At 33.3% G+C, this 24,078-nt stretch carries 24 protein-coding genes; 11 read left to right on the forward strand and 13 right to left on the reverse strand.

Annotated features, from left to right (window positions below):
• Positions 1 to 2: 2 nt before the first annotated feature.
• The 5 genes from B8963_RS15330 to B8963_RS15350 all read left to right on the forward strand — a co-directional run bounded on the left by B8963_RS15330 (position 3) and on the right by B8963_RS15350 (position 3,494).
• Positions 3 to 680 (forward strand): DUF2490 domain-containing protein, encoded by a 678-nt coding sequence (locus tag B8963_RS15330; protein WP_084063083.1) that lies wholly within the window; start codon positions 3 to 5, stop codon positions 678 to 680.
• 76 nt (positions 681 to 756) lie between these two features.
• Positions 757 to 1,398 (forward strand): YceI family protein, encoded by a 642-nt coding sequence (locus B8963_RS15335; RefSeq protein WP_084063084.1) that lies wholly within the window; start codon positions 757 to 759, stop codon positions 1,396 to 1,398.
• A 110-nt stretch (positions 1,399 to 1,508) separates the two neighbouring features.
• Entirely contained in the window at positions 1,509 to 2,084 is a 576-nt protein-coding gene (locus B8963_RS15340) for a superoxide dismutase family protein (protein WP_084063085.1), read from the forward strand.
• 77 nt (positions 2,085 to 2,161) lie between these two features.
• On the forward strand, positions 2,162 to 2,692 hold the full coding sequence (locus B8963_RS15345; protein WP_084063086.1) for an RNA polymerase sigma factor: 531 nt from the start codon (positions 2,162 to 2,164) through the stop codon (positions 2,690 to 2,692).
• Between the two features lies 1 nt (position 2,693).
• Positions 2,694 to 3,494 (forward strand): anti-sigma factor, encoded by an 801-nt coding sequence (locus tag B8963_RS15350; RefSeq protein WP_084063087.1) that lies wholly within the window; start codon positions 2,694 to 2,696, stop codon positions 3,492 to 3,494.
• A gap of 13 nt (positions 3,495 to 3,507) precedes the next feature.
• On the opposite strand, the gene B8963_RS15355 is transcribed toward B8963_RS15350, so the two are convergent.
• Both B8963_RS15355 and B8963_RS15360 read right to left on the reverse strand, forming a co-directional pair.
• Positions 3,508 to 4,566 carry a VOC family protein gene (locus tag B8963_RS15355; RefSeq protein ID WP_084063088.1) on the reverse strand — a complete coding sequence of 353 codons (1,059 nt, stop codon included), beginning with the start codon at positions 4,564 to 4,566 and terminating at the stop codon, positions 3,508 to 3,510.
• Between the two features lie 5 nt (positions 4,567 to 4,571).
• The gene (locus tag B8963_RS15360) at positions 4,572 to 5,285 is read right to left on the reverse strand and encodes a TIGR04283 family arsenosugar biosynthesis glycosyltransferase (RefSeq protein ID WP_084063089.1); all 714 of its coding nucleotides are present in this window, start codon (positions 5,283 to 5,285) and stop codon (positions 4,572 to 4,574) included.
• Between the two features lie 165 nt (positions 5,286 to 5,450).
• Here B8963_RS15360 and B8963_RS15365 point away from each other — a divergent pair, with 165 nt between their 5' ends.
• Positions 5,451 to 6,233 carry a DUF547 domain-containing protein gene (locus B8963_RS15365; RefSeq protein WP_084063122.1) on the forward strand — a complete coding sequence of 261 codons (783 nt, stop codon included), beginning with the start codon at positions 5,451 to 5,453 and terminating at the stop codon, positions 6,231 to 6,233.
• Positions 6,234 to 6,289: 56 nt separating this feature from the next.
• The gene (locus B8963_RS15370; RefSeq protein ID WP_084063090.1) at positions 6,290 to 8,530 is read left to right on the forward strand and encodes an efflux RND transporter permease subunit; all 2,241 of its coding nucleotides are present in this window, start codon (positions 6,290 to 6,292) and stop codon (positions 8,528 to 8,530) included.
• Between the two features lie 455 nt (positions 8,531 to 8,985).
• Here the strand turns inward: B8963_RS15370 and B8963_RS15375 are convergent, their stop codons facing one another.
• From B8963_RS15375 to B8963_RS15390, 4 genes are all read right to left on the reverse strand, one after another.
• Positions 8,986 to 11,214, reverse strand: a complete 2,229-nt coding sequence (locus tag B8963_RS15375) for a TonB-dependent receptor (protein WP_084063091.1) — start codon at positions 11,212 to 11,214, stop codon at positions 8,986 to 8,988.
• Positions 11,215 to 11,223: 9 nt separating this feature from the next.
• Positions 11,224 to 12,501, reverse strand: a complete 1,278-nt coding sequence (locus B8963_RS15380; RefSeq protein WP_084063092.1) for a tetratricopeptide repeat protein — start codon at positions 12,499 to 12,501, stop codon at positions 11,224 to 11,226.
• An 88-nt stretch (positions 12,502 to 12,589) separates the two neighbouring features.
• Positions 12,590 to 13,273, reverse strand: a complete 684-nt coding sequence (locus B8963_RS15385; RefSeq protein ID WP_084063093.1) for a DUF4331 family protein — start codon at positions 13,271 to 13,273, stop codon at positions 12,590 to 12,592.
• Positions 13,274 to 13,299: 26 nt separating this feature from the next.
• On the reverse strand, positions 13,300 to 13,980 hold the full coding sequence (locus tag B8963_RS15390) for a DUF4331 family protein (RefSeq protein ID WP_084063094.1): 681 nt from the start codon (positions 13,978 to 13,980) through the stop codon (positions 13,300 to 13,302).
• 173 nt (positions 13,981 to 14,153) lie between these two features.
• Between B8963_RS15390 and B8963_RS15395 the strand changes: the two genes are divergently transcribed.
• The gene (locus B8963_RS15395; protein ID WP_084063095.1) at positions 14,154 to 15,338 is read left to right on the forward strand and encodes an LETM1-related biofilm-associated protein; all 1,185 of its coding nucleotides are present in this window, start codon (positions 14,154 to 14,156) and stop codon (positions 15,336 to 15,338) included.
• Between the two features lie 94 nt (positions 15,339 to 15,432).
• Here B8963_RS15395 and B8963_RS15400 read toward each other — a convergent pair whose 3' ends face one another.
• The 5 genes from B8963_RS15400 to B8963_RS15420 form a co-directional block, all read right to left on the reverse strand.
• On the reverse strand, positions 15,433 to 16,188 hold the full coding sequence (locus B8963_RS15400) for a LytR/AlgR family response regulator transcription factor (RefSeq protein WP_084063096.1): 756 nt from the start codon (positions 16,186 to 16,188) through the stop codon (positions 15,433 to 15,435).
• A 169-nt stretch (positions 16,189 to 16,357) separates the two neighbouring features.
• Positions 16,358 to 16,681 (reverse strand): 2TM domain-containing protein, encoded by a 324-nt coding sequence (locus tag B8963_RS15405; protein ID WP_084063097.1) that lies wholly within the window; start codon positions 16,679 to 16,681, stop codon positions 16,358 to 16,360.
• Positions 16,682 to 16,690: 9 nt separating this feature from the next.
• Positions 16,691 to 17,020 carry a 2TM domain-containing protein gene (locus B8963_RS15410; RefSeq protein ID WP_084063123.1) on the reverse strand — a complete coding sequence of 110 codons (330 nt, stop codon included), beginning with the start codon at positions 17,018 to 17,020 and terminating at the stop codon, positions 16,691 to 16,693.
• A gap of 20 nt (positions 17,021 to 17,040) precedes the next feature.
• The gene (locus B8963_RS15415) at positions 17,041 to 17,343 is read right to left on the reverse strand and encodes a 2TM domain-containing protein (RefSeq protein ID WP_084063098.1); all 303 of its coding nucleotides are present in this window, start codon (positions 17,341 to 17,343) and stop codon (positions 17,041 to 17,043) included.
• Between the two features lie 105 nt (positions 17,344 to 17,448).
• Positions 17,449 to 18,780 carry a 2TM domain-containing protein gene (locus B8963_RS15420; RefSeq protein ID WP_084063099.1) on the reverse strand — a complete coding sequence of 444 codons (1,332 nt, stop codon included), beginning with the start codon at positions 18,778 to 18,780 and terminating at the stop codon, positions 17,449 to 17,451.
• 269 nt (positions 18,781 to 19,049) lie between these two features.
• Between B8963_RS15420 and B8963_RS15425 the strand changes: the two genes are divergently transcribed.
• From B8963_RS15425 to B8963_RS15435, 3 genes are all read left to right on the forward strand, one after another.
• On the forward strand, positions 19,050 to 20,597 hold the full coding sequence (locus tag B8963_RS15425) for an NAD(P)/FAD-dependent oxidoreductase (protein WP_084063100.1): 1,548 nt from the start codon (positions 19,050 to 19,052) through the stop codon (positions 20,595 to 20,597).
• A 145-nt stretch (positions 20,598 to 20,742) separates the two neighbouring features.
• Positions 20,743 to 21,474, forward strand: coding sequence for a 23S rRNA pseudouridine(2604) synthase RluF (gene rluF, locus B8963_RS15430; RefSeq protein ID WP_084063101.1), 732 nt, complete (start codon positions 20,743 to 20,745; stop codon positions 21,472 to 21,474).
• Positions 21,475 to 21,659: 185 nt separating this feature from the next.
• Positions 21,660 to 22,940 (forward strand): DEAD/DEAH box helicase, encoded by a 1,281-nt coding sequence (locus tag B8963_RS15435; RefSeq protein ID WP_084063102.1) that lies wholly within the window; start codon positions 21,660 to 21,662, stop codon positions 22,938 to 22,940.
• A gap of 53 nt (positions 22,941 to 22,993) precedes the next feature.
• Here the strand turns inward: B8963_RS15435 and B8963_RS15440 are convergent, their stop codons facing one another.
• Together B8963_RS15440 and B8963_RS15445 are read right to left on the reverse strand one after the other, a co-directional pair.
• Positions 22,994 to 23,326 carry a single-stranded DNA-binding protein gene (locus tag B8963_RS15440; RefSeq protein WP_084063103.1) on the reverse strand — a complete coding sequence of 111 codons (333 nt, stop codon included), beginning with the start codon at positions 23,324 to 23,326 and terminating at the stop codon, positions 22,994 to 22,996.
• Positions 23,327 to 23,628: 302 nt separating this feature from the next.
• Positions 23,629 to 24,018 carry a hypothetical protein gene (locus B8963_RS15445; protein ID WP_084063104.1) on the reverse strand — a complete coding sequence of 130 codons (390 nt, stop codon included), beginning with the start codon at positions 24,016 to 24,018 and terminating at the stop codon, positions 23,629 to 23,631.
• Positions 24,019 to 24,078: the final 60 nt, after the last annotated feature.

Here is a 24,078-nt window from a genome sequence, read left to right on the forward strand (position 1 = left end):
TTATGAAAAAAATTGCACTTTTAATTACACTATGTATAACATGTATTGGTAACGCACAAGAAACCGGCGAAGATAAATGGGGCGCATGGTATATGTATTTTGGAACCAATAAAGTTTCTGATAAATTAAGCATTCATACCGAAACCCAATTTCGTTATTATGAAACTACCAGTAATTTTAATCAAATGCTTTTACGTACTGGACTAAACTATCACATAAATCCTGATGCTATTGCAACCTTAGGTTATGGTTACATTACTACTGATGGCACTTTTGAAGACCTTGCAAATGAAGAAAATAGCAAAGAACACCGAATTTTTGAACAATTTATTCTAAAAAATAAAGTAGGTGAGTTTTTGTTTGAACATAGGTATAGATTGGAGCAACGTTTTTTAGAATATCAAAATGTTACAGATACTCAGCATAGAGCTCGCTACCGTTTACAAGTTACTTTACCGCTTACCGATATTTTCTTTTTAAATTTTTATGATGAAATTTTTATCAATCTGCAAAATGAAGCCTTTGGGCAAAACAGATTGTATGGTGCATTAGGAGTTAATGTTACAGAAAATCTTGCCATCCAAGCTGGTTATCTAAAAAATCATTTTTCAAATGGCAATTTTGATAGACTTCAGGTTGGTGTATTCTTTAATCCTGACTTAAGAAAGAAAAAAAAGTAATTAAAATGAATGCATTTTGAATTTGAATCTCGTTTAAAATAAGCGTAATTTTAAGGTACTAACAAACCCTGTACAAATGAAAAAATCAATTTTAGTTTTATCCATAGCAATTGCCTCACTTTCTTATAGTTGTAAAGAAGTTAAGAAAGACAAAATAAATGACGAAGTAACTACTAGCTCTGAAATGACTTCGGAAAAATTTTCTCTAGTAAATGATTCTACCAAAGTAAGTTTTACTGCGTATAAAACTACAGATAAGCTACCTGTAGGAGGAACATTCAAATCTATAAATATTACGAATGCAAAGTCCGCCAGCACTCCACTAGAGGTGATGAAGGGCCTTAAGTTTAATATTCCGATAAGCAGTTTATTCACCAATGATCCTACAGGTACCAGAGATCCAAAAATTACAGAATTCTTTTTCGGAGTAATGGCAAATTCTGATTTAATTTCTGGAATCTTTAAAGTAGACGGGGACAAATGCTCTATTGATGTAACCATGAATGGAGAAACAGCAAATATTCCATTGGAAACAGAAATTAATTCTGAAAATAAATACACATTTACAGGTGTAATGGATTTAAAACAATGGAAAGCCACTGCTGCACTCGCTTCTTTAAATAAAGTTTGTGATGTTTTACATACTGGTCCAGATGGCGTGAGTAAAACCTGGGATGAAGTAGCTATTAAAGGAGAAGTTTCTTTCAAACAAAATTAAAAGAGTTGGAGTACATTTCTTTTAGCACTATATGCGTTAAAATTAATTTTAATAAAGCGCTAAGTCTTTAATTTTTGAATGTACTTTAGTATAAATTAAAACACAGCAAAATGAAAAAAATAATATTTGTTCTTTCATTTTCTTTAATCGCTTTCACTAGTTGTAAAGAATCCAAAAAAACAACGGAAACAAAAAAAGAAATTGAAAAGGAAATGCCAGAAGTAGCTATGGAAGTAAAAACCATTTCTATGGCATTAGAACCAAAAAGTGATTCGAATGTAACAGGTGAAGTTGTTTTTTCACAAAAAGATGGTGAAGTTTTTATGACAGCTACAATGTCTGGTTTAACTCCTGGAGAACATGCAATTCATCTTCATGAAACCGCAGATTGTTCTGCAGCAGATGGCTCTTCTGCCGGAGGACATTGGAATCCTACTTTTAAACCACACGGAAAATGGGGAGCTGAAGCAGGATATCATAGCGGCGATATAGGAAACTTTATGGCCGATGAAAATGGTAACGCCACTGTTGAGTTTAATACAGACCAATGGTGTATTGACTGTGAAGACGAAACAAAAAACATTATAGGCAAAGGTGTCATTGTGCATCAAGGTTTAGACGATTTCACCTCTCAACCAAGTGGTAACGCTGGCGCTAGAGTTAGTTGTGCTGGAGTTATTGAATAGTATAAAAAAGTTAACAATTACAAAAAAGCTGCTTATTGGCAGCTTTTTTTAATATCTTTCAAACGTAAAAACCTTAGATGGAATTAGAAGAATTAGTAGCAAACTTTAGAAACAAGGATGACAAAGCTTTTGAAAAGCTTTACGCCATGTATTCCGATAATATCTGCGGAGTAATCAATAGTATTGTAAAGAATACAGATATTGCACAAGAAATTTGTCAAGATGTTTTCATGAAAGCCTGGAAAAATTCAGAAAGTTATGATGCCTCCAAAGGGCGCTTTTTTACCTGGATGTTAAATATTGCCAGGAATGCTGCCATCGACGAAGTGCGTTCAAAATCCCATAAAAACAGCAAACAAAACCTTTCTTCCGATTTTTTCGTAAATGTACTCGAAGACAAGGATGACCTTAATAGTCAAGTAGATAGTATAGGCATAAAAAACTTGTTAAGCAACCTAAAAGAAAAATGTATACAGATAATAGATCTGCTATATTTTAAAGGTTATACACAAAAAGAAGCAGCCGAAGAGCTAGCGATCCCTGTAGGGACTGTAAAAACAAGAAACAGAAGTTGTATAGCACAAATTAGGGGTAATATTGCAATATAGAATGGATACAGAAAAATACATAGCATCAGGAATTTTGGAACTCTATGTGGCTGGCACATTATCTGAGGAAGAAAACTTAGATATTGCTCGGTACGCTCAAGAGTATCCAGAAATTAAGAGAGAAATTGAAGCCATTGAAGCTGCTATATTAGCATTAACAAAAGCCGCTGCGCCGAAGAATACTAGCAATAAAGGTTATACCGATTTAAAAAACAGAATAGCGAAAGAAAGCGAAACTAAAGTAATTGAATTACCTAAAGAAAAATCAAACTGGGCGACCTATACAGGTTGGGCTGCTTCTATTTTATTAGCCGCTGGATTATTATGGATGTATTCTGAAAATAAAAATTTAAAATCTGAAATACATGTTGCTTCACAAACTAATACCGTTTTAGAGCAACAGATTGAAGACGCCAAAACTTCTTTGGAAAAATCACAACAACTTTTAACCACCATAAGAGATAAAAATATTCAAGTGGTAGCACTGGGTGGACAAACCATAGATCCAAATTCGTACGCAAAAGCTTACTGGAACAAAAAAGAACAGAAGGTTTTTATTGATGCACAAGGATTACCTGAGCCTCCAGAGGGCATGGTTTATCAGGTGTGGTCTTTAAAGTTAAGTCCGTTAACTCCAACAAGTATGGGACTTTTAGAAGATTTTATTACTGATGATAATAAGGTATTTGCACTTTCTAATCCAAATGATTCTGAAGCATTCGGAATTACCTTAGAACCAGCTGGTGGTAGCGAATCGCCTAACCTAGAACAATTATATGCACTAGGAGCAGTATCGTCTTAATAAATAATACTTTTTAGAGATTCCGTTTAATTCGATGTACTTTCATGGCTTTTATTAACCATTTAGGCAAAGGTTTAGATGGATTTCTTTTTTTCATATTGATGTAAATTCCCAATTGCTTTACTATTGGAACTTTATGAGTTTCTACAAATTCAATTAGGGTACCATCTGGATCTTCAATATAACTAAAATGTCCGGCTGCTTCACCCATATCAAAGCTATCTGAACTATCAACGGTAAAAGGATATTTTAACGCTTTAGCTTCTTCACGAAAAGCTTTCATTCCATTGATATCAAAACATATATGTATAAATCCTGTATCGCCCCAAATTCGATTTTCGTATATTTTGTTTGGCTGTCTATTTAAAACTTGTAAGAGTTCTATACTTGTAGGACCTAGCAATTCTCCAAAACCACCAATATCCCTTGGGCTATGTTTTAAAACAACTCTTCGGAAAGCATGAGTACCTCCTGGTAAATGAACAAAGTCATCAAAAACTCCCGTTCTATCAGATTCAATGATATCATATCCTAAAAGCTTTTGATAAAATGATAAAGAGGCATCCATATTTGAAACACCAATTATTGCTCCTAACACACCACCAACTGAGGTGCCAGTTTTAACAAATTCGTAATTATCGTGAATTATTTGAATAATGTTATTCCAGGGGTCAGAAATAAAAAAATGCTCCGCATTACATATACTACTTTCAGATTGACTTTTTAATTTAAAATTTTCAAGAAGCGTATAAGAATGATTTATATTGTTACTCCGAATTTTCATTGAATTTATACCAAGATCACCTAAAAACATTTCAGTTTTTGAAGGCTCAGGCAATCTATTCTTAAACTGCCAAATTTCAAGTCCACCACCACCCAACATATTTAAACTTAATAAAGCTCTTCTGCTGTATATTTTATTATTGGTGTATTTTTTCATTAATTCAGCATCCGCTTCATCATTGAAAACTAAAATATCAAAACATAAATATTTCCTATACCAATTAAAAACCTCTTTCGCATTATATACTCCAATTCCAATTTGCTGTATTCCATTGATAACTTTATTCATAGAACTTAATTTGAGTATGTATTGTTAGGCAGTTTCAATAGCTTATTGTGTAAAGATTTTAATTTCGGAGCAGGATAGCCGCAATTAAAGAGTATCACCAAAATTAGGTTAGACAGATTTACTCTTAAATAAGAATTCGTTTCGTACTTTCTAGCTGAAACAATGAGATTGTTTTTAACAATAGTGTACCTTATATTTTTCTTTTTCATTCTTTTAAACAACTCAAAGTCTTCCATAATTACTTGTGCTTCATTAAAGCCTCCTAAACTATGGAATACATCTTTTTTAATAAATAAACATTGATCCCCGCCGCCTGTAAAAATACCATCCTTTGCGGTAAATGAGGCGTTCACCCTAAGCATAAAACTTTGTTTATCAAATTGATAAGAAAAAAATCCTGCTTTATAATTATTAGTAATTGTATTTTCTATATCGGTAATAAATGTAGTGGGTGGTTTTACATCGGCATGTAAAAAGGCAAAAATAGTTCCGTTAGCAAGCTTGGCTGCTGCATTCATTTGGAACGCTCGTCCACTACCCTGACATTTTAGAATATTGATTTTTGGATTGTTGTTAGCAAGTGACGTATTATCTGAATTTCTAGACGAAACTGCTATGAACACCTCAGCATTCTCATTTGCTATTAAACCCTCCAGATACGGAATAAGCCATTGAAGATTTTCTTTTTCGTTGTGTACTGGTATAATTATTGAAATCATATACAATAGGTCTTTTTCATATAAGTCTGTATTACATCTAATACAGCTAATTTACTCGCACTATTTACGTAGCTTTATCAGAAAGGGTTCAATTTTTTTTCGACCAAACCTTTGCATACTTATTTCCGTATGTATTAATACAATACTAAAAATAAAATGAATACCATGAGCACCAGCAAGCTAACTATTATTTCATTACTAGCGCTTTTAATTTATTTCAATGGAAACACACAACAAGCAGCTAATGAGAAAACTAATTTTAACGCCCTTTCTGAACAATTTCTGAGAGACATTAAAAATAATAAAAACACAGAAGAATTTCAGCAAATACTATACAATACAAGTATAGATGAGCTTGAAAAATCACTTATAACTGATGCTCAAAAACTCGCCTTTTGGATAAATGTATATAATGGGTATATTCAAGTTATTCTTTATAAAAACCCAGATTTATATAAAGATAGAAGGGATTTTTTTAGTGAAAAACAACTACCTATCGCAGGTGAAATGGTATCGTTTGCTAAAATTGAACATGGGATCATTAGAAAATCGCAATGGCCATTAGGACTTGGTATGGTAAGAAAATGGTTCCCTAATAAATTTGAGCGCAGATTAAGAGTAGATGCGCGAGACTATAGAATTCATTTTGCATTAAACTGTGGTGCAAAAGACTGCCCACCTGTGGCTATTTATGAAGCGGATCGGCTTAATGAACAATTAAACACAGGCACTAAAAACTATCTAACAAAGACATCTACATACAACAAAACTGATAATACAGCAGAAGTAACTGCTTTATTCAACTGGTTTAGAGGAGATTTTGGATGTAAAAAAGGAGTAAAACAAATATTGGCTGATCAAGGAATAATACCATCTTCTAAAGGAATTACAATTCTTTACAAAAACTATGATTGGACCTTAGACTTAGATAACTGGACTAATTTATAGCTAACTTTACCCCACTATAATTAATAGTTAAATTATTTACTATACCACCGTAATTCATGCATAAAATAGTTGCCTATAAAAAAACGATTTTAATTGGGTTTATAGTTTTAGCTATCGGGTCTTGTTTTACACTTCCAAATCTAAAATTCTCTTTTGATTTTAGTCAATTTTTTCCAACTGGGGATGAAGATTTAATTTTCTACGAAGCCTTTATAAAGGATTTCTCTACAGATGATAACTTTCTGCTTATTGCTGTAGAAAATAAACCTACAGTTTTCAATAAAAGTTTTTTAACCAAGTTCAATACCTTAAGTGAGCAGTCTAAAAATCTGCCATATGTTAAACAATCAAATTCACTTACCAATTTATCGTATCCTTTAAAAACCTCCTTCGGTTACACTAAATTACCTGTACTACATTGGAATGATGAAAAACAGTATGATATAGACTGGAAAAAAATAAAAGAAGACGACCTTTTTATTAATTCTTTTATTGACAAAGATGGCAAATCGCTCGTATTGTTTTTAGAAACCGAAGACAATTTAAATTACCAACAGTCTATTGAATTATTAACTAAAACAAGAGCATTACTAGAGCATAATGGCATAGAAGATTACCATTTAATGGGTAGATCATTTTTCTATGAAGCCTTAGTGAACATGCAAAAAAGAGAGCTAATTGTAACTTCAATCGTATCCTTATTTCTAGTATTAGTTATTCTCTTTATAGTGTATAAAAGACCCGCTATAGTTTTTATTACCCTAAGTTCCATTTTCATTGCACTGCTCATATTCATGGGAGTTTTATCAGTTTTAGGAAAAGAATTAAGCATTCTCGCTGCCTTCTATCCTATTTTAATGTTGATTGTGGGAACATCCGATGTTATACATATTCTGGATAATTTTCTTGAAAAACTGAAATCAGGTACAGCTAAAAATATAGCCATAGTACAGTCTTTAAAAGAAGTAGGCCTATCAACACTATTAACATCAGTAACCACAGCAATTGGCTTTCTATCGCTTTTATTTTCCAAATTAGTAGGTATAAGAGATTTTGGAGTAAACTCAGCTTTAGGTGTGATTATCGCCTATATAACCGTTGTATTTTTTACCAGCTCTTTAGTTTTATTATTTAACCAAAAGAGTTTACTGCCTAAAAAAGGGCATTCTAAACTATGGAATACTACCTTATTACAAATTAACCAAATTACCATTGCTAAGCCTAAAAGTATCGTCGTAGTTTGTATTGTGTTTACCCTAACTTGTCTTGTTGGTTTAAGTAAGATAAACACCAATTACACGTTTAAAACAAGCCTTCCGGATGACAGTAAAATTGCGAACGACTTTGATTTTTTTCAAAAAGAGTTTGCCGGATTTAGATCTATTGAGATAGCCGTTACTGCAAAAGGAACTAATAAAATAAGTGATTTTAAAATTGCTAATGAAATAGAAAAAGTGGTTAATGAACTTAATCAAACTGCTAATGTTAAGAATGTACAATCGGTTAACATGATCTATAAGGCATTAAATAAAGCTAACAATTTGAACAAAGCTGATTTTTTTGAAATGCCTGAAACAGAAGAAAAATTCAATGTTTTTAAGAAAGATGCACAGCGTTATGCAAAAAAACAATTAAACCAATTTACAGATAGTTCTGAAACCAAATCAAGAATACTTTCAAAAGTACTAGATATTGGAACGGATAGTTTATTACAAACCTATGACAAGATAAACGGTTTCATTAAAACAAACACAGACACTACAATCGTTGATTTCAGAATTACTGGAAAAGGGATGTTGATGGATAAAAATGCGGTGTATATACAATCCAGTTTATTTCAAGGTTTACTAATGGGGTTAATACTTGTTGGTATCATAATGGCGCTTTTATTTAAGAATGTAAAACTGGTGATTATTTCACTTATCCCTAATTTAGTGCCCCTACTTTTTGCTGGAGCAATTTTAGGGTTTTTAAAAATACCCCTAGACGCTCCCGTATCTATTGTGTTCGCGATTGTTTTTGGGATAGCTGTTGATGATACCATTCACTTTCTTGGCAAATATAAAATTGCTATTTCAAAAGGGCTATCAAAAGAGCAAGCATTGGAGATTACATTCTTAGAAACAGGTCGCGCTTTAATAATAACTACCCTATTGTTATTTTTTGGTTTTATGGTCATGCTATTTTCTATTCATAATCCAAGCTTAATTATTGGATTATTAATTAGTTCTACCCTAATAGCAGCACTGCTTTTAGATTTGTTCTTACTACCAGTTTTGATTCGAAAATATATGTAGCTTCAAAGTTGCTATAAAAATGGAGGTTCCATTATATCAACTTAAAAGGTAAGGAATTTCATTATCCACATTAAATAAAGCTTAAAAATTTAGTGGGTAATGATGATAGCACAATTACATGGTTTATTTATTTAAATACACGTTTAAATTACCTCGCTTTATTTCTTTATTTAATTCACTGTGTGCCTTATAAATTTTAAAGGCAGAATAAATCATTATATAAAACCAAAATAGCAGAATAACATAATCCATAAGTAATTGATTTAAAGTTTTTTATAAATAGGATTTGCTTTGTGAAAATCCCCTTTCTATACTACTTACGACATTCCTTTTCAGCAGGTTTTACCCTTCAACTTATTTACCAAACGTTTTAACTAAAAAAGCATCGCAATAATATTATTGCGATGCTCTCAACCTAAAAACAAAAAAACAACCACTTGCTTCTTTACTTTCTACTAAAATGTATACGTTATAGTACCCTTTATAAAAAATGGTGTTCCTGGTGTAAAATGTATTTCTTCCACAGAAGCATTTTCGCTTTGCAATCTTGAAGTTGTAGCAAATTGAGTTTCATTCCATTCTACATTGAATAAATTCTCAACCGATAAGCCCAAGTTAAGAGCCTTTGACATTTGGTAATTTGCATTTAAATCGGCTACAAAATAACCTTTAGCTACTATGGAATTATCTTCATTGGCAGGTCTATCATCTAAATATCTATATTTAAAACCCCCATTAAATCTTCCTAAATTAAGAATGCTAATTCCTCCCGCTAATGTAAAATCTGGCGCTAGGGGAATATAATCTTGACCATCAGTTTCAGCAATACTTCTAGCATTGGTGATTGTTGCATCTGTATTTAAAAACAACCAATCATTTATTTGCCATCGTGCTCCTAGATCTACACCAAATCGTTTGGTTTCACCACTAGGCTCTACAATTCCGGCATCACCAACGTATACAAACTCCTGTTCTAAATATAAATACCACCCAGTAGCATTTAATAACAGTTTTGAAAAAGGCCGCCAAATTGTGCCCAAATCCACACCATAAGCAGCGGGTAAAATTTCTTGTGCGCTTTGCTGAATAACAACACGGGTATCGTTCGAATGAAAACCCATTCCTGATTTTAGAAAAAACTGAAGGTCTTCATGTTGTCGGTATAAAAAATTTAGCTTTGGCGACACCACCGTTTTAGTTTCAGCTTTATTAGCATACGATTCCTGAAGCTTATCTACATAAATGAATTTAAAGTGATCAACGCGTACTCCTGGAATTATAGTCCATTTACCAATAGTATAATCCAAACTTGCATAAGCAAATGAATTGCTCTCTTTAACATCGCCAAGTTGAATGGTATTAAGTGTTGTACGTCTGTTTAAGGTATGCGATAGTTCTACATCATCCACAAAATCAGCTCGAATACCTACACCTGATTTAAGTAAAGCTTCAGAGCTACTAAAAGTAAACTTTTTGGTTATTTCTGAATTAAGGCCAAATATGTTTCTTTGTTCTTTTTGCTTAATTTGATCCCCATTTACAGGATCTTCCAGAAAAAAGGTGAAGTTAGAAAAGAGCTCAAAATTATAATTGGAATAAAAAATATTCGATTTAATAAACGTGTTATCATCTATAATTTTTAGTGCCGATGCATTTATATTTGTTCTACTAGTTTGCCCTCCTTCGGTTGCATCGATAGCTCCAAATCTGGTAATTGATCCATTATCAACTGCACGTTGTGGTATTTGTCCAGAAGCATCCCAAACACTTGTAAAATGCGATGCACTTATGGAAAACTTGCTGGCATCTTTTAACCAAGTAGTATATTTACCAAATAAATTTACTCTTGAGAAATTTTGAGGTGTCTCAAAAGGTCCGTCAAATTGTGTAAACTCCGTGGCTACATAAGCCTTTTCAGTATCAGAATTTATAAAATTAAACATGCCTAAGGCTCTGTTCCAGCCAAAATCTCCAATTTCATAACGTAGCAAACTACGATCTAGGCTTTCTTTGGTATAAAAATCTACATAAGCAGCAGTATTAAAATTGCCTTTATTTGCATAATAGGGTCCTTTACCAAAATCTAAAGTTTCAAGCGTTTCTGGAATTAAAAAATGGAGATCTGCATAGCCTTGTCCATGAGCGTGCGAAACCATATTTACAGGCATACCATCTACAGATATTGTTATATCTGTTCCATGATCTATATCAAATCCGCGTAAAAATAGTTGCTCCGCTTTACCACCTCCTGCATGCTGCCCAATTAATAATCCCGGAACTTTCTGCAACAATTCTTGTGATGATTTTACGGGAGAAGTTTTTAAATCTATAGCAGATACTACGCTCAATCCGTTTATTTTTGGACGAATTACCACCTCTTCTAATTGAAACGACTGTTCTTTTAAAACATAGCTATTCGTTTTATAAAAATCATCAGTTTTCAAGATTATATTAAGCTTTTCATAACCCAAAGCACCTATTTTCAAGGTGTCATTCACGGAATTTTCTTCAATTTTAAATAATCCTACCTCGTTACTATGGGTATGCTTTCCTGAGTTTACATTGAAAATATACACCCCTTCAACAGGATTATTTTTTTGATCTACTAGTTTACCTTTTACTTCTTGTGCTTTTAGGTTTACCTGCAACAGCAAGAACATAATAAGTATGCTACATCTTAACATAAAATACGTTTAAAGAGATTCTATTTTACTTTTCATACTTGGACCTAACTCGTACAAAGCACCCATTAATTCTTGCTTTAAAGCATTAGACTTGGCTTTATAGCCATTGGCCTTATATATTTCAGCAACATTTATTAATACGCCAGGCTCAAAGGTTTTACCTTCTACATATTTTTCTATAATAGTAAGTGCCTCTTTTTTGTTGTTAAGCTTAAAATAACTGTAAGCCAAAAAATTATACGATTCTGGTGTTGGTCTGTTTTCAACCTCTCTTTTGGCTAACTCTAAAGCTTTATCCAATTGCCCTGTTTCATTTAAGTAGAGGTCTATATTATAGGCATTATACATGTCGCCAAATTTAGGATTCTTGGTTCGTATGATATATTCGTCAAGATTAATACTTTGCTCTTTTTGGTTGCCCATAAACGACGCTATTTCTGCTTTTAGTAAATAATAGTCGGGAGAATGGTGATTTTTAGTAACCGAATCTAGAATTCGTAATGCTTCTTGTGGGTTATTCTCATATGAGAAAACAATCCATGCAATTCCCTTTTTAGCATAGGCATTCTGTTGATCTAATTCCAGCGACTTTAAATAAAAAGCATACGACTCTTTAATTCTTCCAGCGTGTCCGTAATAGTCTGCTAAATTGGTATACGCCCATAATATTAAGGGTTTACTATATGTTTTTTCTGCTAGATTTTTAGCCTGCTCCATATAATTTATGGTGGAAGTTAAATCTCCTTTACAATCATTCCACTTTGCCGCCCGAATTAAAAAATCAAAGCTTGAGCCAGTTTTTATACTATCTAAGTATGTTTTAGCAAGGTCATAATTACCTAACTCCATATGCACATCAAACAATAAACTTTGAGTTTCTTTTAAACCTGCTCCTATTTCCAATGCAGCTTCAGCTTGAACTAGAGCTTCTTTAAATCTATGTTGCGATATGTAGTTACGCGCTAAAGATCTTCTATAACCAGATCTTCCAATGGCAGCAATTTCTACTGCTTTTTCTAGGGCTTGCTCAGATTTTTTCAGATAATCTATTTCTCCAGTTGCCTTAAAATACGCATCGTACTGGCTAGCAACTATACCAAAGCTTGTAAGTTGAATACTGTCTGGTTTTATTTTTGAATTCCATAAATCAAAATATTTTGATGTAGTTTTAGGCGCTACAGATTGTAAATATTGATCGTAATCTTCACTATTGGTAATTTTATCATTAGTAGTTGTAGTACAGGACTGCAATAGTACAAATGTTAATATGGTGAATAAATATTTCATGTTGTGGTAGTTTTATTTTTAGGTAAGCGTATTCTTTTAAAATATGGGAGGGCATAAAACCCTCCCAATTCTCCTCTTCATAACATCCTTATTCTGGATTAGCCAAATAAGGAAAGGTAGTTGTTGGATTGGCTGTAATACTAACACCATCCGATGTTAATCTTGGTAAATCTGCCATTCCGTCGCCATTGGTATCTTGTCCGCTAAATCTATTTCCTTCCATTCCACCAAAAAGTAGAATTAAAGAAACATCAATAACATCATCCTGAAGCATTCTTCCTGTTAAGGCTACTTCATCCCCGTCTGGTACTAAAATTCTTCCATCCATATCGGCATCTGTTCCTGGATTAAAATAAGTGGTTGGTAAATTAGGAGCTACATCTAAAACATCAGCAGCTAAGTATCCGGTTAATTGAGCAGCTGTTAGTCCCAAAATATTATTTTCATAATTTACTGCTGCTGGATCTGCTCCTAAGATGTTAGCATATACATCATGATACGCTTCCAATCTAGCTTCAAAACTTGCTTGAAAAGCAGCAGCCATATTAGATGGCAAAGTGATGTTTTGCATGTCTTTTGTCGCGTTATCAGCACTTAAAACAGTGTTTATTCCTGGTCTTCCCATATGATCTACTTGCGCATATGTACCAGAAAAATCGGCGTTCATATCGGGCATCATAGTCGTATCATTATCATCGTCATTATTGCATGAAGCAAAGAATGATATTGCCACTAGATAAGAAAATGCATATATTAAATTTGATAGTTTCATATTTTTAAATTTTTAGATTATTGTTTTTATTGTTTTTTGTTTGATGTTACCCAAGTTTTATAAACATCAAGACCTAATGCATTTTTAGCGGTTGGTGTACCCAGCATGCTATTTGGTATTTCAATAGCGATAGACATTGTGTTGGCACCATCAAAAGTATCAACAGCATCTTCTGGCGTTTTAAAACCCAATGGAGCATTTCCGCTGATTACTTCGTTAAACTGAAAAAAATCAAAGAAAAAAGCATCTTGTCTAGGACCAGCAAACAACTTTACGCCATCAGTAGTAGTGGTAACTTTAGCTGTTGTTCCTGAAATTTCAACACTTCCTAGTGGCGCATCTACCCAAACTTGACTATTTAATCCTTTTTGAGATGGATTTATTGGACCAAAAAAGTACATTATACCATCTCTTGGTATGGCTTGTATTACTTTATCTTCAATTAAATCACCATCCAAATCAATATTAATTTCTGTTAGTACATTCTCATCAAATGTTCCATAGGCCAAATCTGGCAATACGCTAGATTGTAAATCCACTATAAATACCGTATTATCTGAACCAGTGGTAGGTTCGAAAGCATAGAAATCGGCAATATCTGCTGAAGTTCCCATAGATCCTGGCGCATCAATATGATCCGCTGCTACTAATACAATGCCAGTTACAGCAAGTAGTGCAAGCCCTAAATAAATTTTTGTTTTTTTCATGTTGTCAATTATTAGATTATTAATTCAGCAACACTTACGAGAGAATTTATTTAGGGTTTGTTTTTAAATGTTAAAATTATGTTAAGCTAATTTTATACTTCTTATTATTATGTGTAAGAATCCATTATACTTAAGACTTTTGTATTAATTTCGCGCTTTAAAATAACTAGTAAATGAATCCTTCGTCTTCTGGCTGGATAGAAAAATTTGGACATCTTGTAAAAGATTATCATGGTTTGTATGATAATTTTGACGAGCTATACCAACATTTAAAAAGTACTGGTTTTATATATGGAATAAATATTAAGATTCCAGAATTTATACATCCTGAACATCCATTATCTGAAGATGAAAAGGCTAAGATAAATTTACTGACTGCATTATATTTTACCTACAGACAGAAAGAAAAAGAAGCCGATTTTAATCAGTTTTTAGATCAGATTTTTGAGTTTTACAACCAATTAGGAGTGAATAAAATTTCCTTATTGCATAAAATACTTAATGGAAAAAAAACTTCTTCGCAATTAGAAAAGTTAATCGACTCGAGAATTTATATTGATGATAATGTTATTAGCAAAACGTTTAATAGCATCATTACCAACTCACTTTTATTTATAGATGTACTTACATTTAAAAAGTATTTAGATTCTAAAACCGATCTAAAAAAGTATGCTGAAGAATTAGAATATGTGACCATAAATTGTATTCATTATACTTTAAAATCGAAACGTAAAAACAAAAATGATAAAAAATTAGCGCAGCTTTTTGAGTCTTCATTAACGTTTATTGACCAATCCGAAGATCGTTTTGATGGCTCGTATCGCGACAAATTAAAGACCAATTTTTCGCTGTGTGAATACCATTATTTTTTAGATGTTGCCTGCTTAACAGTATGGGAAGATCAGTCATTAGACTACAAAGAATCTGAGTTCATTTTTAGCCTAGGAAACGACCTTGGTTTACCCTCAGAAACCATCTTAAATTCAATAGAAAATGTGGCTCATTTTTTCGAAGAAAATTCGGAGAAAATGCCCCATTTAAAAAACAATAATTTGGCGGTACAGTTTTACGATAGCATGTCTAAAATTGTCAATAAACTAATCTTAAGAAACAGTAAAAGACTCAGTAAAGAATTATCTGAGAGTAAAGAATTAGTTGCCTTATTATCTAAATCGGCAACCAAAGAATTAACCGAAGAAGAAAAGAAAAAAGTACAAAACCAGTTGTTAGATATTTTCAAAAGCATCCCATCATTAGCAATTTTTATATTGCCAGGTGGTGCTGTTTTATTACCTATATTTATAAAATTAATTCCTAAATTACTACCATCTGCTTTTGACGAAAACAGAGTGGAATAATAGCTGAAAAAGAAGTAAAAAACCCACTATAAGTTTTTCTTATAGTGGGTTTTTTTATTATTTATAATATTAGATATCAGTTATTTAATACCACTTACTCTAACCATAACTTAAAGTCCTTTACGCGCTCTCTACTTACGATGATTTCTTGGTCATTAAAGCGCTCTAATTTAATTTGTAGCCTTGAATTAGTGTATGAAATGATATCTTTTATATAGGCGACATTCACATAAAATTTACGACTAACCCTAAAAAATAGTTTCGGATCTAAATCGTCTTCTAGGTTTTCTAAAGTAGTTTCTAATAGGTAATTTCTTCCATCGGTAGTCGCAGCATAGGTGCCTTTATTTTCACTATAAAAACACTCTACCTCATCAGCATTAATAATTTTTATGTGTTGCCCTACTCTAGTCGTAAATCGTTTTTTAAACTCACGTTCAATAGGGTTTACCAAGAGCTTTTTTATGTCGTCAAAATCGAGTGCTAACTTCTCTTTTTTTGGCGCTAAAGATTGGTATTTTTTTACGGCAATTTCTAGCTCTTCATCATCAATTGGTTTTAACAAATAATCTATACTATTTAACTTAAAAGCTTGCAGTGCATATTCGTCAAAAGCCGTGGTAAAAATGATAGCACTTTTCACTTCAACAGCATCAAATATTTCGAATGATAATCCGTCTGAAAGTTGAATGTCTAGAAAAATTAAATCTGGATGTTCGTTATTTTTAAACCATGCAATTGCCTCTTCAACGGAATGCAACATAACAGAAACTTCAACCCCTAATTCATCAAGCATTCTGTTTAATCTTCTAGCGGATGGTTTTTCATCTTCAATGATAATTGTCCTCATGTTTTGGGTTTTGGGTTTTGGGTTTTGGGTTTTGGGTTTTGGGTTTTGGGTTTTGGGTTTTGGGTTTTGGGTTTTAAAAATAATTAAAATTTAACGACATCGATTTCTAGACTTCTTTTCTTCAAAATCTTTTTCGAACCTTAATAATCATTAAGGAGCATCTTTAATTTTATTCTTGGTTCATAAACTCCTGAATTTTTTGCTGCTCCCAATTTTTAATAAATTTTGGTCGCGAACTAAAAACCACAAGTCCATGTATTGCCAATCCTATTCCCCAAAGTATTGGGGTGCCGTAAACGTTCCAATCTATCCAATTTAAAAATTCCGGACTACCTAATGCTTCTTTACTTAAAACAGATACGACAACGGTTTCTTTAAAAATAATTATCGCTAAATTAATGATCAAATAAGCTACTAGGTGATTGTAAAAACCTTTTATTGCAGCTACTCTTTTTTTAGCACGTTCTAATTTTGTTAAACTTACCTTTTTCATAATAGATCGTTATTTGTATTTCTCATATTCTTTCTTCTCCTCGTCTAGATACTTTTTTATCTGACGTTCTTCCCATTCTTTACTAAAAAATGTTCTAAATCCGAACACCTTCATTCCATGAAAAAAGAGGCCTAAACCCCAGGCTGCAGGTGTTATTAAATGACCAAAAAAGAATAGTGCATCAAAAACTGACCAACCATTATTTATTTGCGCCACTGTATTTACAGCAATGATGGCAATATTCATAATCACATAAATGGTTAAATGAATATAAAACCCTTTTATTTGTTTTATTTTCTCAGCGGCTCTTTCTTGTTTGCTTATATTATTTGTGTCCATTTTATTATTTTTTTTAACTTCTATTCCCAACGTCCTTTTCGATCTTCATCTTTCATTAATTCTTGTATTTTGCGCTCTTCCCAGTCTCGCCCAAATAAAGAGGTATAGCCAAAAAGCTTTATCGCTTGGATAATAGTGCCGATTGATACTCCAAACACGACCCATAAAAACCAAGGGTATCTCCATTCATTGGTGTAATAGTTAATAGCGCCCGTTAAGACAATTACAAAAATATTCTTTAACAATGTGGAATAAAACTTCTTAAGACGCTCTACGCGTTCTTTAGCTTTAAAATATTTACTGTCGTTATCTAATTTATACATGGTGGTTATTTTTAATTGTACATTTCAAATTTCCGCTAATTACAGCTCTTTTCTAAAAGCTAGTTTCCGAACTGTAGTTTTAACTTCCTGAATTGTAAAATTTGATTAAAAGGTGTCATCATCAATAAGTTCGCGCATTTTTCGCTCCTCCCAGTTCTTGCCAAACAAAGGATTATAGCCATACGCTTCCATTCCATGTGCCGCTAAACCAAATCCCCAACCTAGGGCAGGAAATAACACCCATGGAAAACTTGTAGTGTTGTAATTTATAAATGCTAGAATAGGGATTACAATGCAATAGGCTAATAAATTGCCATAAAACCCTTTAATCTTTTCTACTCTTTCTTTTGCTTTTTGATAGCGTTTATCTTCTATATAATTTGATTGTGTTTCCATAATTGATACTTGTTTTGTGAGCATCGGTAGTTCTACACTAAAATCCGATACTGTTTTAATAATATTTACTTTTTTCTCCGATAATATTTCGTAGCGTTGTTTAATATTCATTAATCCAACACCACTACTCTTTTTTACTACTTGCTTTTCTTGCAAGTTATTGCTAACTACCAATTGACCACCATTTTCAAAAACCCGAATATGCAAAGGCCGTTCAGAAGTCACCACATTGTGCTTTACCGCATTTTCTAATAATAACTGTAATGACAATGGCACTATTTTCGCTTCTGGATTGCTACATGCTTCAATAATATCAAAAACAATACTATCTTCAAATCGCATTTTTAATAGGCGTACATAAGTTCTAGCAAACTGCAATTCTTCATCCACGGAGACTAAATCTTTGTTTTTTTGCTCCAATACATATCTGTATACTTTAGATAATGATGTGGTGAATTTCTGAGCTTGGCTAGGATCTTCTTCAATTAAGCTTGTAAGTACATTTAAGCTGTTAAACAAAAAATGAGGATCTAACTGATTTTTCAGAGCATCAAATTTAGCAGATGCTGTTCCGGCAATTATTTTTTGCTCTTTTACCTTTTTGTTTTGACTAGCTCTATAAAAATATACCGCATGGAAAAATACCGACGCTACTATGGTAATCAACATCGAAATGGCATAGAACGTAGGGTTTTCATTTGAAATAAAAGTATTCCAAGTGTTACCAGACATCACCATTTCTGTGATAATGCGGATTATAAAAACCGCCAACATACTTAGCACAATACTGCCAACAATACCTATTAACAGTCTAAATTTTCCATATTTTTTCCAAACTACTTTATCATTCAAATAATCAAAAAACGAAACATTTACAAAAGTCAAAACTATAGCGTACAGAAAGTAATACCCTAAATTCTTTACGAAACCAGCATCAAGACTTAGATTGCCACCGCCTAGCAGTTGCATTCCAATATCTACGATAGCAATGACAATGCCTACGATGATACCTGTTCCTATAGTTTTTGTTAAATATTTCATTTGTATTGAGTTATCAATGTTCAAGTAAAGTATATTTTAGCTACTTGATGATTTTTAAAAAGATCGTGTTATTTGCATTAAAGTTAGCAAAAAGTTACTAAGTAGGTGTTTTATTCCTAGGTTTCATATGCTATGATTTTAAATGATTATGGAAACAAATTTGCGTCAACTTTCCTTTTTTTAAAATTTACGACTTCTCAACTGTAAAAAATACCGACTGAACTGTATTAAAAATGAATTTATTCTATAAAATCTAGTAATTTTGGCCCATGGTTAGAACATTTCAGCTTCGTATTTCATTAAAAGAAGAAGCTATTGAAGGTATACTGGTAAAGAAAGCTGCGCAGCATGTTGGCGCTGAGGAAAAAAACGTGATTGTAAAAGTGTTACGCAAATCTATTGATGCGCGAAAACCACGTATCTATTTTAATTATAAACTCGAGGTTTATATTAACGAAAAGCCTTCTGACCAACCCGATTATACTTTTGATTACAAAGATGTTTCTAAAGCCAAAGAAATACACATTATAGGTTTTGGTCCTGCTGGAATGTGGGCTGCCCTACGTTGCTTAGAATTAGGCTTTAAACCTATTGTACTGGAACGTGGTAAAAATGTAAAAGACCGACGCCGTGATTTAAAAGCTATTAACCAAGATCATATTGTAGGCGAAGACTCTAACTACTGCTTTGGTGAAGGAGGTGCTGGCACATATTCTGATGGCAAATTGTACACACGAAGCATAAAACGTGGCGATGTACGTCGCATTTTTGAAAGCTTAGTACACCATGGCGCTACGGAACAAATATTGATTGATGCGCATCCTCATATTGGCACGAATAAATTACCGAAGATTGTACAAAACATTCGTGAAACTATTCTAGACCGTGGTGGAGAAATACATTTTGACACTCGTGTGGTGGATTTTGTGATTGCAAATAATAAGATCAAAGCACTTCAATTAGCTAATGGTAAAGAATTGACAGTCAACCGAGTGATTCTCGCAACAGGCCATTCTGCTCGAGACATTTACTATCTGTTACATAAAAAAGAAATAGCCCTACAAGCCAAATCTTTTGCAATGGGAGTGCGAGTTGAGCATCCACAACAAATTATAGATAGCATACAGTATCATTGCTCAGGAGAACGTAATGAGCTTTTACCAGCTGCATCGTATAGTTTGGTAGAACAAATAAAAAATAGAGGCGTATACTCTTTTTGTATGTGCCCAGGTGGATTTATAGTTCCTGCAGCTACCGCACCAGGAGAAATTGTTGTTAATGGCATGTCGCCCTCAAAACGAAACAACTTATTTGCCAATTCTGGTATTGTGGTCGAGATAAATGCTGATGAAGATTTACGCAAGTATGAACAACATGGGGTTTTAAAAGGATTAGAATTTCAGAAAGATTTAGAACGTTTGGCCTTTACCGCTGGCGGAAGAACCCAAACTGCACCCGCACAACGAATGGTAGATTTTGTTGACGGAAAATTATCTAACGATTTAAATCCTACCTCATACCAACCCGGCATCAAATCGGTACCATTACATTCGCTTTTACCAAAACTAATAGGTAGCAGATTGCGTGGTGGTTTTGCTGCTTTTGGAGAAAAAATGCAAGGTTATTACACCAATGAAGCTAATATTATAGGTGTAGAATCTAGAACTTCATCCCCAGTAAATATTCCAAGAAACGAAAACTTAGAACATCCAGAAATTGAAGGACTTTTTCCTTGTGGAGAAGGTGGTGGTTACGCCGGAGGTATTGTTTCTGCTGCTATGGATGGTGAACGTTGCGCGGAAGCTGCCTGTAGCTAACAGTTTTTGGCGTTCAAGGTTTATAGATTAAAATCGATTTTGTTTCTTGATAATTTAAATAAAGCGCATTTTCACAACACTGCATTTTACCTTGATGAATTATTACATTAAAATCACTTAATTTTGCATTAGATTAAAGAGCTCCATGACAGAAAAAACGCCTACCCGTATTAATAAATATTTAAGTGAAGTTGGTTATTGTTCGCGAAGAGCTGCCGATAAACTAATTGATCAGGGCAGAGTTACCGTTAATGGAAAAGTGCCAGAAATGGGCACTAAAATCACATCAGACGATGAAATTCGTGTAGATGGTGAATTGGTAGGCAAGCCTAAAGAAAATTTCACCTATTTAGCTTTTAACAAACCTGTGGGGATTGTCTGTACTACAGATACAGGGGTTGAAAAAGATAATATCATCGATTTTATAAATTACCCTAAACGTATTTTCCCCATTGGGCGTTTAGATAAACCTAGTGAAGGTTTAATATTTTTAACCGATGACGGAGATATTGTCAATAAAATTCTGCGCGCTCGTAATAATCACGAAAAAGAATACATTGTTTCAGTAAACAAACCGGTAACTTCAGATTTTTTACATAAAATGAGTAGTGGTGTTCCAATACTCGATACCATTACCCGCCCTTGCAAGGTTAAAAAAGTAGATAAATACACTTTTAGTATTATACTCACCCAAGGTCTTAACCGCCAAATAAGAAGAATGTGCGAACATTTAGACTATCGTGTAAAACGCTTGCTACGGGTACGAATTATGAATATTGAGTTAGATGTGGAAGTTGGCAAATGGCGTCATTTAACTAACGCAGAGCTAAAAGAAATTAATAGATTGGTGTCCGATTCTGCCAAAACTTTTGATTAACACATCGTTTGGAAAGTTACAATGTCCGCTGTTGAAAGTCATGGTTTTGCTACCTATCATTTTATACACTACTCCTTAGTTCTAAAATAATTTGAACTTACACTTGAACTTAAGCATTGAACTTTGAACCCTAATCACCTATAAATCCAAAGTATAGTCCTACCTTTGCCGCTTATTATAAATACATGACATTTAAAGAATTAGGAATAGCGGAACCTATATTAAAAGCGCTAGTACAAGAAGGTTACGAAAATCCCACCCCAATACAAGAAAAATCAATTCCCATATTATTAAAAGGCAAAGACCTATTAGGTGTTGCACAAACAGGTACAGGAAAAACTGCAGCATTTGGCATTCCTATTTTACATCATTTATACACCAACAATAGTGGTATAGGCAAACGTAAAATAAAGGCTTTGGTAGTTACTCCAACACGAGAGTTGGCCATACAAATTGGGGAGAGTTTTACTGCTTATGCCCGATTTACTGGTATAAAAAATACGGTAATTTTTGGTGGCGTTAAACAAGCAAAACAAACCGATGAACTCCGCAAAGGTGTAGAAATTTTAGTAGCTACACCAGGCAGATTATTAGATTTAATGAATCAAGGTTTTATATCGCTTCGCGATTTAGAGCATGTGGTATTAGATGAAGCGGACCAAATGCTCGACATGGGTTTTATCCATGATGTAAAAAAGATTATTGCTAAGTTGCCTGAAAAACGTCAATCACTATTCTTTTCGGCTACCATGCCAAAAACCATTGTAGAATTATCGCGTAAAATGTTGGGCGATTTTGAGCAAGTAACTATAAAACCAGAACAAGCTACTGCTGAAAAAGTAGAACAAGCTGTATATTTTGTACCTAAGGGCGACAAAGCTAAATTGTTAGTGCATTTAATAGAAACCAAATCGGCAAAAGCAGTATTAGTTTTTTCGAGAACTAAACACGGTGCTAATAAAATTGTAAAGTTACTGGGCAAGGCTAATATTAATGCCGCAGCAATACACGGTAACAAATCGCAAACGGCAAGACAAAACGCTTTAAACGATTTTAAAGATGGAAAACTTACTGCATTAGTAGCTACGGATATTGCCGCTCGTGGTATTGATATTGATGATTTATCGTTGGTGGTAAATTACGATTTACCTAATGTGCCAGAAACTTATGTTCACCGTATTGGACGAACAGGCCGTGCTGATGCCAGTGGCGTGGCTTTATCTTTTTGTGATGCAGAAGAACGAGCCTATTTAAAAGATATTCAAAAGCTTATAAAACAAACGATCCCTACTATTACAGATCACCCGTTTTTAGATGACGGCAGCAGACCAGTTGACGCACAGGAAGATGATAGACCACCTAGAGCTAATAATAGACCTAGAAACGGCAATCAAAAACCAAGAAATTCTAATAATAGAAACCGAAATAAAAATAGGAATCGGAATTCTACCAAAAAACAAGAATAGAAAAAAGCCTTGCAGGAAACTGCAAGGCTTTAATTTTTAGTGGTATTGTTTATTTATTTACCCAGCATTAAAAGCTCGTTGCATTTAATTTCGGTGATGTAGCGCTTCTCCCCTTCTTTAGTTTCATAAGAACGGTGTACCAATTTACCTTCTACCGCAACCTGCTTACCTTTAGTAAGGTAGTTTTCTACAATTTCGGCAGTTTTACCCCAAGCCACAATATTGTGCCATTGTGTTTCTTCTACTTTCTCTCCTTGAGCATTTTTGTAGCTATCGCTAGTTGCAATTGAGAATTTAGCCAGTTTACTTCCGCCATCAAGATTTACGATTTCCGGATCATTACCTAAGTTACCTATTAACTGTACTCTGTTTTTAAGTGCGTTCATAATTTTAATTTTTAATGTTTAACAGTTAAGACTATCGGAACACTATTGTTTCGACACTGCAAACATACAATCACTAAAAAGTTGAATGCGGTTTGGAAATAGTTACTTTCGTTTACAAACGTTTGTAAGCGTTTGTAGTCTTTTATTCGTCTAATTGTCAGTATAATACAATTCTTATTTCAATATAAAAATATAAATTATAGTTCTATAAATTTCAGCATTTTAAATATCAAACTAAAAAATAACGTCAAAATAACTGTGGTAATAGTGCTTCTTATATAGGGGAACACATACTTGATAAATTAAATTTTAGGCTTATTCATATAGTCTTGCCAGAGGACCAAAACATATTTTTCATGGGCTCCTTCTTTTAGTTTCATAAAACCATATTCGTATACAAATAAGTAAACTTCTCCTTTTTGGTTTTTCCAAAAATGTGTAAAAAAGTTAGCATTAAACCCCATTTCAGTAATCCGTTCAGCTCGCACTGTAACCTTGCCTCCTTTATTAAACTCTTTTAGTATTTTTCGGTTAAGTTTTAGCTGATTATCTACAATGTTATAGAATCGTTCTGGTTGCTCCTTAGCTAGCTGATATTGATAGGCACTTTTACAATGGAGATCGCAATATTTTTTATCGGTCCTACCCTGTAGTTCTTTATTGCAATGCTTACAATGTTGTTGTATTCTCATTATAAAAATAAAATTAAGTGAATGTCTATGCGAACATTATTCGATTAAGATACGATTAAA

The organism is Cellulophaga tyrosinoxydans (assembly GCF_900176415.1).
GTDB classification, from domain to species: domain Bacteria; phylum Bacteroidota; class Bacteroidia; order Flavobacteriales; family Flavobacteriaceae; genus Cellulophaga; species Cellulophaga tyrosinoxydans.